Below are 14,026 nucleotides of genomic sequence, written 5' to 3' on the forward strand. Positions count from 1 at the left end.
TCTAAATATCTCTGAGAATTTATCTCATTAACAATAATATTATAACACAAGTTTTGCTTTTTTGTTATGCATATTGTTAATGTAAAACCCCTAAATAACTATGTTATTATCTCATATTTTAACTAAATTTACAATTGAAATTGCTTCTTGGGTTGAAGAAAAATCACTATTAGATAGTGATTTTTTAATTATTAAATTTTAACTATAAAACTCATTCATATAGTAATCAATAAATTGTCAATTAGTATTTTTATCTCAATTGATTGATCAAGTCATCATTCCTTTTAAATAAATATCTTTTGCAATTAAATAATCAGTTGCCTCTTTAATATCATTTTCTTTAATTTGACCATTGGCAGCTGCATCAATATTTGATGGTAGACCTCATAATAATTTGTCTGCATCAATTTGATAAAAATCATCTTTTCCTTCAATAATATATTTTGCAATTAGATATAAAAATTCTGATTTTAATTCTTCAACATTTTGAGGTAATCAATAAATATCTAAACCAAGTTCTTGACGATCTTCATCTTGAAGATTGATTCCATCTCCTGCTTGATTATAGAATTGGGGACTTATGTAATCATAATATCCTTCTAATTGTTCAAGATAAGGAATATAACTGGCACCAATTCTATTTACTTTTAAATATGGAAACTCTGGTGCCATTGAAATAACAAATTCTCTATCTTGTTTTGCTAAAGTTTCTTTGACTTCTATTAAAGCTTGAGGAATAACTTTTTGATTATCAGCTGCATTAATTGCAGTTTGTTCTAAATCAATATCAACTCCATCAAAACCAAATTTATCAACCAATCTTAAGATTTCTGCTACAAATTCTTCTTTTTGATGTTCATATAAATTAATATGAGCATCAGCTCCTCCAAGAGATAAAATTACTTTTTTACCCTCTTGGTGTAATTGTTCAACTTCATTTGCAAAGAACTCATCTTTTTGATCTTGATCCATTTCTGGATGAGTTGCTACTAATGGAATAAATGTTGGAAGTTGACCATCTTCATATGATTTGAAGAATGATACATGAATAACATTATATTCATTTGGTGTTTCTGTTAAATCAATATATTTTGCAAGTCCTCCTTTATAACCAACTGCATCTTCAAAATTATGTCAATAACCAATTAAAATATTTTCTTGTTCAGTTTGATTATTTGTTTGAACAAATAAGGTTGAAGTATTTGCTCCAGCTAACCCTGTTGAAGCTATAAGTGATAATAATACTTTCATAATTTATTTACCTTTCTTTCTCAAACCCACCCTGCCATCCTTAAAATAGAGTTATTTTTTTCATCCATTCAATTCATTTAATATTAATTTTATCTTAACTTATTGATTTTTAAACTACTATCACTTGAAAGTGTTATTTCATGTAACATTTAAAAATAATAAAAAACTGCTTTTAGCAGTTTTTTTAACTATATCTATATCATTGATAATCCAATGTATTTTAATGCTGTTGATAATGCTTGAATAGCATCTCCAACATAATAATTCATTGTATCTGGATTTCCTTGTCTTGCAGCTAGATCAATAAGATCTGCTCCATCCAATAATAATTTTTTAGCTTGAACTATTTCTTGTGTATGTTCTACATAATTTAAATAATCATAAGCTTGACTTACCATTGGATAAGATCTTTGGATATATACTACTTTTTCAAATATACTAGTAAATTGTACAGAATAAGCTAACTGATGAATTGATCCATCTGTAAAATTCATCGCTTGATTCTTATAACCATCATTTGTATTATATGCAATGTATTTTAATGCTGTTGATAATGCTTGAATAGCATCTCCAACATAATAATTCATTGTATCTGGATTTCCTTGTCTTGCAGCTAGATCAATAAGATCTGCTCCATCCAATAATAATTTTTTAGCTTGAACTATTTCTTGTGTATGTTCTACATAATTTAAATAATCATAAGCTTGACTTACCATTGGATAAGATCTTTGGATATATACTACTTTTTCAAATATACTAGTAAATTGTAAAGAATAAGCTAACTGTTGAATTGATCCATCTGTAAAACTCATTGCTTGGCTCTTATAACCATCAATATAATTGTTTTCATTAATAACTTCAACATTATTTTCATTTGAAACTAATGTTGGACTAATAGCTGAACTCCCCATTGAGAGTGCTCCAATTAAACTCAATAATTTAAACATATAAAAATTTCCTTTCTTCAACTTTCCCACCCTACCATCCTTTTTACTTGATGTGATATTCATTTTCATTAATTCTTTTTATATAACTTTTAGTATAACTGTTCATATTAAAAAAAACTATCAACAAAAAGTGTAATTATTAATGAAATGCCACTAATAGGGAATAATATTTTAGTGGATATAAAAAAATCTACATTCCTTTTGTATTGAATGTAGAATTTATTTTTTATCTTTAGAAAATATTAATTTTTTTCAATTCTTTCAATTTTAATTGCTTTATTATTTTTAAATTCAATTTTAACAGCTCTTAAAATTCCAGAATTTTCACTTGGTTTAAATTTAGTTGGTAAACCTGTTTTTTCTTTATGAATAACTTCATCAGGATTGGCACCAATTATTGAATTTTGTGCACCACTCATTCCAATATCTGTAATATAAGCTGTCCCTTTAGATAAAATAGTTTCATCTGCAGTTGGTACATGTGTATGGGTTCCTACAAGTGCAGAGATTTGTCCATCATAATTATAGGCAAAAGCCATTTTTTCTGCACTTGCTTCTGCATGAAAATCTACAATATGAATATCACTATTATCTTTTTCAAGTAATTGATCCATTACTTCATAGGGATTATTAACATGTTCCATAAAAGTTTTACCCATTAAATTAGTAACTCGAATTTTTACATTATTTTTTTCAACTAAAATTGTTCCTTTTCCTGGAAGATAAGAATTTAGATTCATTGGTCTTAATAAATCACTAGTTTGACCAATAAATTCAATTGTTTCTTTAACCTTGAAAACATGATTTCCTGTTGTAATAACATCAACATTTAGTGCTTTTAAAAAATCATAATGATTCTTATTAATTCCTTTTCCATGTGAAATGTTTTCTCCATTGGCAATTATAAAATCAATATTGTGTTCCACAACAATATTTTTTAATTCTTTTTCTAAAACATCTCTTCCTGGTTTTGAATAAATGTCTCCAATTACTAAAATATTCATTAAAATTCTCCCTCTATAGAAGAAATCAATGTATTTACATCAATTTTTGCTTGTTTATATTCTCCAATTTTATCTTTAATAAAATCTGCTTTTACTTTTAATTTAAGTTTTGTTTCAATGTCTTCCAAAGTATTTACTGTTTTTGAAATGCTATCGTGAATTGCTGCTCTTGAAACTCCAGCTTCTTCTCCAATTTCTTGAAAAGTTAAATCTTCAAAAAAATATAATTCAAAGTAATGTTTTTGTTTTTCTGTTAATAACTCTTTATAGTAATCATAAAGCTCAGTGATTTCGATTGTTTTTTCAATATTATTCATCGTCATCCTCTTCCATAAAGTCACTTGTCAATTCTCATAAGTAGTCATCAATATCAAATTCTTTTAAATCATCAACTTTTTCACCAAATCCTACAAGTTTAACGGGAATATTTAAAATATCTTTAATTGCAATTGCAATTCCACCTTTACTTGTACCATCCATTTTAGTTAAAACAATTCCTGTAACTTGAGTTGCTTCTGAAAAAGCTTTTGCTTGGTTAACTCCATTTTGACCAGTTTGAGCATCAATAACAAGAAGTCTTTCATGAGGTCCATCATCAACAGTTTTTTTGACAATTTTTGTCATTTTTTCTAATTCTTTCATTAAATGTTCTTTATTTTGTAATCTTCCAGCAGTATCAACTAATAGTAAGTCATAATTGCCTTCAATTCCTTTTTTAACACCATCAAAAACAACACTTGCTGGGTCTTTTGAATTTCCCTTTACAAGATCAACTCCTGTTAATCTTTTAGTACATCATTCTTCTAATTGTTCAACTGCTCCAGCCCTAAAAGTATCTGCAGCTGCAATTAAAACTTTTTTACCCATTTTTGAATAATAGTTAGCAATTTTAGCAATACTTGTAGTTTTTCCTACTCCATTTACTCCAACCATCATAAAGATGTTTAAACGATTATCTTTTCAGTTTAAACCAGTTTTATATTTTCCTGAATCTAAATAAATATCATATAAAGCTTCTACTAAAATTTCTTTAATATCATTAAAACTAGCTTTTGGTTTTACTTTTTTTTGTACCTTATTTGATACTTCTAAAACCATTTTCATGCCCATATCTGTTTTAATTAAAACATTTTCTAATTCCTCAAAAAAATCACTATCTGGTTCTTTGTATTTTTTACTTAATTTTTTAATATCACTAGAAAAAGTAAGAGTTGATTTGTGTTCTTTTTTATGTATTTTTTCTTGTTTTTTAATATTTCTTCGTTCTTTTAAATTACTTCAAAAACCCATAATTTTTCTCCACTTCTAAACAATATAATTGTATAATAAAAATGATTGATAATCAGAATGTCGGGTGAAAATAAATGAAAAAAATGCTAAAAATCATGTTTGCTTTAAGTTTAAACGTTGTGCCTTCAAGCATAATTCAAAGTTATACAAGAGTTGATGATAATAAATTTAAAAAGTTTTTACAAGAAAATAACATTGATTTATATTTTAAATTTGATTTATCATTTAAAAATAATGTTTCTGGATTTATTTATAAGAATATTGAAAATATTTTAAAAGTAAATTTAGAAGATTATGATTGAGATCCAAGTGTTTTAGATCACTTAGATATTGATATTTTAAAATATGAAGATTATAAACTAACTTTAAATTTTAAAGATAAAGAAGGTATTAGTTTTTTACATGAACAGATCAATAAAGAATTTGATTTATTCTTATATAATTATGACAATTTTTCAACATTACAAAAAGAATTAGATAAACATGACTTTAATTTAAAAGATCTAGATTTTACTTTTAAAGACACTTTTAACCAATTGTGTAGTGAATACATTTACTTTAATGGTGAGCATGATTTTTATGATTATTTAGATTTTGAATATATTTCAGATGAATCAGATACATTAGTTTCTAATTTCTTGGGTTCAAATCAAATTTATGTCAAAATTAAAGATACAAAATAAAGCAGCAATTAAAATTGCTGCTTTATTTTAGTTAAAAAACAATTAATACTATTGTTATTATAATGACAATAAAAATTAATGAATAAGCACCATTTTTTAATCACATTTTTTTCATATCTTTTTGTTCTTTTTTACTTTTTCAATAGTTAATTATCATAAATAACAACCAAAGAAATATTAAAAGCCCTATAGAACCTCAAATGTAAAAATCTAAATCATTAACCTTTGCAAAAACTAATGAACTTATTTTAAATAGAATATTTTCTTTCATTTTTATACTCTCCACTACTATAAAACTTTTTTTATTCTTCATTTTCTAATTTTTTATTCTCATCAGAGTTTTGATTTGTACTATTTTTACTTTTTTTTGAAACATTTAGCATTCTTGGTGATGAACTAAATAGCTTCATTAAAACCATTAAAATAATAGGAACTACCATTAAAATTCCAGTAATTATAAGTACTCATTTTAATATTTTTTTCTTCTTACCTTCTTCTAATTTTTTTCACTTATCTAACGTTCAAAAATAGCACCCAAAAAGTACAAGTGATACTATTAAGCCAAACCCTAATCAGAATTCTAATGCATAGTTAGTTTTCTTGCTCACAAAATTTAACAATATTATTGTAAAATCATTCATTTCTTTTTAACTCCATCAATTAAATAAATTTTAACCTTTTATTTATGTTTTAAAATTATAAAATTCTTTATCTTAAAACTATTTTACTATTAGATATATGATGTAAGCACTAATCATTACAACTGCAAGAATAATTAATATTAATGCGATTATTCTTTCTGCATTAGATAATGTACGACTGCGATAACGATAATTTACTGGAAAAAATCTTTCCCAACGTTCATTAAAACTACCTTCTTTAACTAAAAATGCTCCAATAAAACATGCAAGTATTGATATAATACCTGTAATTATTAAAAGAATTTTTATAAATCCTTTTTTAGGAGTCTCTCTCATTGCTCTTCATTTTGCAACAAATATATATTGTAAAATACCTAATATTGTAGAAATTACTAGAACTGTAATTAAAATTACTATTCAACCCCAGCTTGTTAATCAATTAGTATCCATTTTAAAAACACCTTTCTTTTTAAATTCAAGTTCAACTAAATAATCCAATGCAAGTAACAATTGCTATAAAGATAATTATTACTACTAAAATTTTTGTTACTTTGGAATGTTTTTCACCTTTTTCTCTTTCACTTGGATCAATTTTAGTTGGAAAAAATAATTCTCCTACTCACATGTGATAGTCATCCATAATAAAACCACCAACTAATATTCCAATAAACGATATTATTCCGGTAATTACTAAAACCACTTGTAAAGTTTTTTTCCTTTTTCCTTCTGCTAACTGTCTTCATTTAGAAACTCATATAAACTGTAAAAATGTTAAAACACAAATAAAAATTACTATTCCAAATGTAACTGTTATATATATTCAACCATCATTTTTAATTCAGTCAATAAACATTTTATTTCTCATACCACTTTCTATTTTTTTATTATACCTAGAAAAAAATAAAAAAATATCTCTGCTAGAAATAACAAATTTAAAGGGGAAATGATTAACTAACTAATCATTTCCCCTTATTTATTCATATATAAAAATGATATCAATATATTTTGACATCATTTTTTGTTTTTTTAATTTACTTCATTTAAAAAAGATTGTGCATATTCTTTAAATCAAAAATAACTATCTTTAAAAATTCGTTTTTTTGAACCATTTCCTTCATTATCTAAATCAACATAAATTAAACCATATCGTTTTGTCATTTCATTTGTTCCACTTGATATAACATCAATTGGTGTTCATAATGTATAACTAAATATATTAACACCTTCAGCAATTGATTCTTTTAGTAAATCTAGATGTTGCTTAATATAGGAAATTCGATAATCATCATGAATTTGATTATCTTTTGTTAAAAAGTCATCTGATCCAAGTCCATTTTCAGCAATCATTATTGGCAAATTAAATCTTTCATGCATTTCATGAACTAATATTTTAAGTCCAATTGGATCAATTTGTCATCCTCATTCTGATGCTTGTAAAAAAGGATTTGCCCCAGTAGTTATTAAATTTGAATCTAACTCTTTAATATTTTCAGTTGATGTTGTTCCAGAAGAGTAATAACTTAAAGCAATCCCATCAATTGGATTATTTTTAATTAATTCTAATTCACCATCTAAAATATTTAAAGTTATTTTTTTTGCTTTAAAATAATTTTTTATATAAGTTGGGTATTTCCCTTTTGCCATAACTTCATAGTAAAAATAATTTTTTATTTGCATTTGTTGTTGATTAAATAATACGTTTTTTGGATTACAATCAATTGGATAAGTTAGGAATGACGCTGTCATTCCTAAAAATTGAAAGTCATTAGCAATTGTTTTTCCAAATTCTATTAATTTAGCCAATGCAACAAATTGATTATGTAATGCATTATAACAAACACTTTCAAGATTTTCAAAAGCATCATCAACGATTCCAGCTCCATGTCATGAAGTAAAAAGTGTAGCATTAATTTCATTAAATGGAATTCAATATTTTACATATTTCTTAAAACGTTCCACTACAAATTTAGCATATTGTAAATAACCATCAATAAATTGTTTATTATGTCATCCCCCATACTTTTCAATCATTACATATGGAATGTCGTTATGAATTATGGTTACTATTGGAGTGATATTATTTTCTTTTAAAGTTTTAAAAATATTTTCATAATATTCAACTGCTTTTTGATTTATAACACCATCACAATTTGGCATTATTCTTGATCATGCAATTGAAAACCTAAAACAATTCATATTTGCTTCTTTAAAAAATTTTATATCCTCTTTATATGTATTATAGAAATCAATTCCTTCACGCTTAGGAAAATATAATTCTTTTTCATGTTCAATTGCAAATTTTAATTTTTCAGTTGTCATTCTGCGATCTTTTGCAGTTATATCTTTTGGTTTATTGTTTTTATCAAAAAAACGTAAATCTGCAACTGTTAATGTTTTTCCATCAATATCAAAATTGCCTTCTGCTTGAGCAGCACAAATTGCTCCACCTAACAAGAATTTATTATTTTTATTATTCATTTATTTGCCCTCTTCTATAATCGTTAATAATTTTTTTATATCCTTTTTTAAATTTTGCATTAAACATATTATTTTTTTCATCAATATTTCCAAATGTTATTTCTGTTTGTCATAAAGCATTAAAAAGTTCATTTTTAAATTCTTCAATACCTTTGATGTCATAGAGATTTACATATTTTTCAAAAATATTATCTTTAATTTTTGTTAATTTTAAATCTAAGGCATTAAAATTATTTACTATTTCAGTATTTTGTTTTTTATAATCATTAATTTGTTTTATTAAAATATCTTTTTGATTATCCAAATTAAATTGATTATATTTATCTATCGCTTGATTAATTTTAACTTCCTCTTTTTTATTTGCTAATTTTTCAGCTTTAATAGCTTTTTTATAAAGTGAATTTCTAATTCGTTCTTCTTTTTGAATAATTTTATCCAACTGTGTAGTTAATTTTGTTTCATATTTTATATAGTTAAAATAATCTTCAATAGTTTTTTTATTGTCTACTAAAATTTGAATATATTCATTATTAATTGTTTTTACTTTTTCTTTAATTGTTTTTTTATCTTCACTTGTAGAAGCACTAATAATTTGTGCATATAAGTTTGTAATACTGTTAAATATTTTTTTAGTATACTTAATTTCATTTTTCTTTTCTTGATAAATCAAAAGTGTAAATATCAATCCACTACCAATTGCAATAATAGCTGCAACTAAGAAAAGAATTTGATTAGTTGTTCCATCCATTCCAGTTGTATTAAATACTCCTAAACCAGCAGGTCTAATTTGTTCAATTTTTAAAAGTCCAATAAACAATCCAGCAACTCCAGCACCAGCACAACCAGCTAAAAATGGTTTTACTCTTGGAAGTGTTGCTCCATAGATCATTGGTTCTGAAATTCCAAATATCCCTGTAGCAATTGTTCCAATTGAATATGTTTTTAACTGATAATTTTTGGTAATTATTATAATTGCAATAATTGCTCCAAGTTGTCCAAAGACACTAATTCTAAAAGCTGTCATCATGGCAGTTGGAACTTGGGGATCTGCAAAGATTGTTGGAATACTTATTGTTAAACCAACAGCAACGTGAACACCTGTTAATACCAAGATTTGATATAAAAAGGCAAACAACATTGGGCCAATTCCTAATGGTCATTTTTCAACAAATAGCACTATATTTGCAAATCCCAATTCAATAAAACCAATTATTGGTCCAAATAAGAAAAGGATTGGAATTAATGCTAGTGTATATACAATTAATGGTCTAAATAACAAATCTATCAATGAAGGTATCCATTGTTTTACTCATTTATCCAATAAGGCAACTAATATTCCCGCCAAAATAAATGGCAAGATACTTCCTTCATAAGAACGAATCAAAATCGGAAAATCTCCCAATTTAAAAAGTAGTCATCCTTCTGATCCTTTTCCTTGAACTCAATCTCCAAATTGTGCATCTTCAATTGGCACAATAGTTGCACCATATAGCATTCTAGATGTAAGTGTTAAACCAACACCAATTGCAATAATGGTATTGCCCTTAAAATATTTAGCTGTAGAATAACAAAACATTACCCCTAAAAGATTTATAGAGACTTTTGAAAAAATAAAAATTAATCCTTCAAAAATTCCATAATCTCCAGGAAGAGTTGCTACATTTTCAATTACTTTAGTTTCAACTAAAATAGATTGTAATGCTGCAATCAATCCAACTGCCATCAGTATTGGTAAAAGTGGAGTCATAATTCCAGAAATTGTTTGTAAAATTTTTTTACCAAATGATTGATCAATTGATGGAGCTAAATTATTTTTTAAATTAAAATAAGCACTTCCATCTAATACTTTATCGATCTGTTCTTTTACTTTAGCAACTTCATTTCCAATAATTATTTGTAATTCATTACCATTTCAATTTATTCCTTTGACAAGTTCTATTTTTTTAATCTCATCTATTTTTACTAAATCAGGATTTATAATTAAAAATCTAATTCTTGTAACACAGTTATATACCTTACTAAAATTTTCTTGTTTTCCAACTAGTTCAATTAATTTTTCACTTGTAATTAAAAATTTAGATTTATATCCTTTTATTTCATGAATATTTTTTCTTTCTTCCATTTTTTATCTCCTTTCCAAAAAATTATATTATTTGGATTTAATATGAATCATAATAAACATAGAAGTGGAATGGAATTTTTAAAAGTACTTTTAAAAATTTAAAAATATTGATAAAAATAAATAGGTAAATGCAAAATGTCTAATAGAAAATAATGAGTCATCTTTTTCATAGTCTAAAATAAGCTTATTATTAAACAAGTCACTATCAATTTCTTTTACTTGATTTAAGGTCGTGATTAAAAATTGCCCTCTTTGATATTGATATTCAAATAGTTTCAAAAAATATTTTTTTAAACTTTTACAATCTCGACCACAAATTATAAATAAATTTATTTTAAATTCTTTTTTATTAATATATTCAAAATTATCAATATAACTACAATTAACAATTTCAACAAGAATATTTTTTGATCTTAAAATTTCTTGAAAATATAAACAAGCCATATAAGATTGATAACTTGAATAAATTCTAATTTTTTTATACTTTAATATTTCTTGGCAAATATTTATTATAAAATTTATATTATTTTGTAATCAACGATAGATATTAAATGTAAAATCATCAATTTTAATTACTTGATTAACATTCTTATGAAAATGTTCTCTTTCATTTTTTAATTTAAATATTAATTCTCTATATCCAGAAAACTTTAATGATTTACAAAAATAAGTCACTGTTGATTGACTTACAAAAGATAATTGAGCAAATTCTTTTAATTTTAAAAAAATATTATCTTGAAAATTTGTTATTAAATTTGCAGCCATTACTTTATATGTCGATAAGCTAGTAGTTTCATAAAAATCTTTTAAAAAAGATATTAACATAATTTTTCCTTTCATTAAAATACATTTATATTTAAATTTAATTTAAAATTTTTGATAATTGGCAATTTTATATTTGATAACGTTTTATTATACATAATCTCAGAAATTACTATTATCTAATTTTAAATTAAAAAAATAATGTAAATTGGTAATTTAAACCAAATTTACATATCACATTATACCAAATAAGAATTTTAAATATTCTCAAAATCTTAAAGAACTCTTAAATAAAAAATAGGTTTGTTACAAAATTTGTAACAAACCTATTTAAACTTATTATTCTTTAATTTTTTTAATATAGATAAAGTACCCTCCAGTTAATAGTATAACTGAAATCAAAGTATAAATTAAATATATGTAAGCTGTATTAATAACTCGTTTTGATAATTCAACTCCAATTATTGGTCGCTGTTCAAAACTAGTATACTGTTCTGTATTTTGAGATGCTAAAGGATTTTCTAAAATTTTAGCAGATCTAATATCAGGAGCTTCAGTTATAAAAAACTCATTCATATATAAATCTTGAGAAAATGAACTATTTACTCCAGAAAATAACGACATATAAAGAAATGAGGTAAATGGATTAATTAGATAATGCTTCATATATTTTAAATCATTATTTTGAATTTGCTCATATATTTCATCTCCTGAGCCTATTGGTGCTTGATAAAAATCATTAATAATACTAAATAAAATTGTTATTCAAAGTCTTTGGCCATTATTTACTTTTAAACTTTCATAAATTGTTTCTTCTACTGTTCTATCAGCTTTAGTGTCAAATGTATTTTTACCAAATAGCATATATAAATTTTCAAACTGACTATTATAGTAATCTTTTTGAGAAAAATAATATAGATAATAATTTTTAATTAGTTTATTAATACTTTTAAGTTCATTTGTATTAGTGATAATTTTCAAATCTTTATTTATTTTTTCAATTGTTGTGTCACTTTCCAATCATTTCATATAATCGATAAGTTGATTTTTTCCAATTATATTTTTATTATTTTCTGAAATAAAATAATTGTCTTGCCTTATTCCAATTGAATTATCTTTAATAGTTGACTTAAAAAATCAAATACTTTTTAAGTCTTTTGCTTCATCACTAATTGTGAATTTTGTATTTCAGTTAAAAGTAACTGAGTTATTTAAATATATATCAAAATCTAAACCAAGACCAACATTTAAGAAAAACTGCATAAAAGAAGTATTCTTGCTAGTGCCCAATTTGATCACATTTTCAATTTCTTCAAACGATAATGAACCTTGTGGTCTAGATGATTCATTTGCAGCTTTTTCTGTAATATCTACAATTTTATTTAAATCATTTAATTCTTGAATATTTTGCAAAAGATACATCATTAGACCTGAAGAATTTTTTTCGTCTTTTACAATTGTATCCAAATCTTTTAAATGAGCAATTCTTTCACTTGAAGTACCATAGGTATCATTTGTTAATATAAAAGTAACAGCTCCTGTTACAGGTGAAAAAATAAATAAAGTGGCAAAAAATGAACTAAGTCCAATTAACAATTTTGGTTTGTTAAAAGAACCAATCAAAATTATAAAACCTGTAATTAATAAATCATAAATAAATAAAGAGCACATCCCTGGAATTAAAGAATTAAATCACAAGCTCTGATTTATAGGTTTAAAAATTGAAGTCAAAATAACTAAACTTATAAGCATTATTGAAACACAAATTGTGGAAATTAATTTTAGTGCTATTAGCTTTAGTGGTAGTAATCATTTAAAGTTAACACCTTTTCTAATCTCAAGACTTTGAATTCCATTTTCAATATCAGAAATCATTATATTTGAAATAAAAGCAATGTTGTAAAAACTTAAAAATATAATTCAAACAACAACTAAAAGTCAAAATAGAATCTGAGATGTTAATTTAAAATTTACCATGCTACTACTCATTTGAATTGAAGCAAAAATAATCGTTAATATTATTGAAATAGTCATTGAAATATAAATAAATTTTGTTTTTAGAATTCTGCGACAATTAAACTTAAAAATTGTTAGCAATTTTTAATTACCAAGAATTGAACTAAGAGATTCTTTTTTAATTTCAAAGTTATCTATTTGTTTTTGAGTCGCATTTTTATAAATAGTAGTAATATCATCTTCTGCATTTAAATATCTATCATATATTAAAGTACCTTCATTTATGATAATTAGCTTATTAATTAATCCTTGTAATTCATTTATTATATGACTTGTAATTAAAATTATTTTATTATCTGCTGCTAATTCTTTTAATAATTCCATGAACTCAAGTCTTGTTTTAATATCAAGATTAGCTGTAGGTTCATCAAGAACAATAATTTCAGGATTTGAAATCATTGTTATTGCTAATAATGCACGTTTTTGCATACCTGCAGATAGAACTTTAAATTTTTTATTTTTATACGCTGATAAATTTAAAAAATTCAAAAGTTGTAATGTCCTTTTTTTACACTCTTTTCGTGAAATATCTGCTAACATCCCAGAGTATATACAATACTCTTCAATTGTAATATTGTTTGGATATATACTTTGGTCTGGAAAAAATGCCATATTTTTATAGTCTTTTCTTGAGATTTCTTTATCATCAACAAATATTTCTCCAAGATCTTTACTATATTCATTAAATATTGTCTTAATAATTGTTGATTTACCAGCACCATTGTCACCAATTAAACCAACAATATCTCCTCTTTCAAAGGAAAAAGAAATATCATGTATTCCTTTTCCTGTTTTAAAAATTTTTGTTAAATGTTCAATTTTTACCATGATT

General features: G+C 24.4%; 15 protein-coding genes. 1 reads left to right on the forward strand and 14 read right to left on the reverse strand.

Annotated features, from left to right (window positions below; translation table 4 throughout):
* Window positions 1–198 precede the first annotated feature (198 nt).
* The 5 genes from SCULI_RS04195 to ftsY form a co-directional block, all read right to left on the reverse strand.
* Entirely contained in the window at window positions 199–1,251 is a 1,053-nt protein-coding gene (locus tag SCULI_RS04195) for a glycosyl hydrolase family 18 protein (RefSeq protein ID WP_038648123.1), read from the reverse strand.
* Between the two features lie 194 nt (window positions 1,252–1,445).
* Window positions 1,446–2,198 (reverse strand): hypothetical protein, encoded by a 753-nt coding sequence (locus SCULI_RS04200; RefSeq protein ID WP_025363390.1) that lies wholly within the window; start codon window positions 2,196–2,198, stop codon window positions 1,446–1,448.
* Between the two features lie 242 nt (window positions 2,199–2,440).
* A complete protein-coding gene (locus SCULI_RS04205; protein WP_025363391.1) occupies window positions 2,441–3,202 on the reverse strand; it encodes a TIGR00282 family metallophosphoesterase in 762 nt (253 codons plus the stop codon).
* Window positions 3,202–3,519 (reverse strand): YlxM family DNA-binding protein, encoded by a 318-nt coding sequence (ylxM, locus tag SCULI_RS04210; RefSeq protein ID WP_053230337.1) that lies wholly within the window; start codon window positions 3,517–3,519, stop codon window positions 3,202–3,204. The genes SCULI_RS04205 and ylxM overlap by 1 nt, the downstream gene beginning before the upstream one ends.
* The gene (gene ftsY / locus SCULI_RS04215) at window positions 3,512–4,492 is read right to left on the reverse strand and encodes a signal recognition particle-docking protein FtsY (RefSeq protein WP_025363393.1); all 981 of its coding nucleotides are present in this window, start codon (window positions 4,490–4,492) and stop codon (window positions 3,512–3,514) included. Before ftsY ends, ylxM begins: the two co-directional genes overlap by 8 nt.
* Window positions 4,493–4,566: 74 nt before the next feature.
* Here ftsY and SCULI_RS04220 point away from each other — a divergent pair, with 74 nt between their 5' ends.
* Entirely contained in the window at window positions 4,567–5,175 is a 609-nt protein-coding gene (locus tag SCULI_RS04220; RefSeq protein ID WP_025363394.1) for a hypothetical protein, read from the forward strand.
* 31 nt (window positions 5,176–5,206) lie between these two features.
* On the opposite strand, the gene SCULI_RS04225 is transcribed toward SCULI_RS04220, so the two are convergent.
* The 9 genes from SCULI_RS04225 to SCULI_RS04265 form a co-directional block, all read right to left on the reverse strand.
* On the reverse strand, window positions 5,207–5,446 hold the full coding sequence (locus SCULI_RS04225) for a hypothetical protein (protein WP_025363395.1): 240 nt from the start codon (window positions 5,444–5,446) through the stop codon (window positions 5,207–5,209).
* 31 nt (window positions 5,447–5,477) lie between these two features.
* A complete protein-coding gene (locus SCULI_RS04230; protein ID WP_025363396.1) occupies window positions 5,478–5,816 on the reverse strand; it encodes a hypothetical protein in 339 nt (112 codons plus the stop codon).
* A gap of 78 nt (window positions 5,817–5,894) precedes the next feature.
* Window positions 5,895–6,266, reverse strand: coding sequence for a hypothetical protein (locus SCULI_RS04235; protein WP_025363397.1), 372 nt, complete (start codon window positions 6,264–6,266; stop codon window positions 5,895–5,897).
* A gap of 19 nt (window positions 6,267–6,285) precedes the next feature.
* Complete coding sequence (locus SCULI_RS04240; RefSeq protein WP_025363398.1) at window positions 6,286–6,669, reverse strand: hypothetical protein; 384 nt, start codon at window positions 6,667–6,669, stop codon at window positions 6,286–6,288.
* Between the two features lie 173 nt (window positions 6,670–6,842).
* A complete protein-coding gene (locus tag SCULI_RS04245) occupies window positions 6,843–8,294 on the reverse strand; it encodes a glycoside hydrolase family 1 protein (RefSeq protein ID WP_025363399.1) in 1,452 nt (483 codons plus the stop codon).
* Window positions 8,287–10,416, reverse strand: coding sequence for a PTS transporter subunit EIIC (locus SCULI_RS04250; RefSeq protein WP_025363400.1), 2,130 nt, complete (start codon window positions 10,414–10,416; stop codon window positions 8,287–8,289). The genes SCULI_RS04245 and SCULI_RS04250 overlap by 8 nt, the downstream gene beginning before the upstream one ends.
* A 90-nt stretch (window positions 10,417–10,506) precedes the next feature.
* Complete coding sequence (locus SCULI_RS04255) at window positions 10,507–11,241, reverse strand: MurR/RpiR family transcriptional regulator (protein WP_025363401.1); 735 nt, start codon at window positions 11,239–11,241, stop codon at window positions 10,507–10,509.
* 276 nt (window positions 11,242–11,517) lie between these two features.
* Window positions 11,518–13,275: an ABC transporter permease gene (locus SCULI_RS04260; protein ID WP_148294468.1), complete on the reverse strand. Its 1,758-nt coding sequence runs from the start codon at window positions 13,273–13,275 to the stop codon at window positions 11,518–11,520.
* Window positions 13,276–13,278: 3 nt separating this feature from the next.
* A complete protein-coding gene (locus tag SCULI_RS04265; RefSeq protein WP_025363403.1) occupies window positions 13,279–14,022 on the reverse strand; it encodes an ABC transporter ATP-binding protein in 744 nt (247 codons plus the stop codon).
* Window positions 14,023–14,026 lie beyond the last annotated feature (4 nt).

Origin of the sequence: Spiroplasma culicicola AES-1 (genome assembly GCF_000565175.1) — a bacterium.
Classification (GTDB): Bacteria; Bacillota_I; Bacilli_A; order Mycoplasmatales; family Mycoplasmataceae; genus Spiroplasma_A; species Spiroplasma_A culicicola.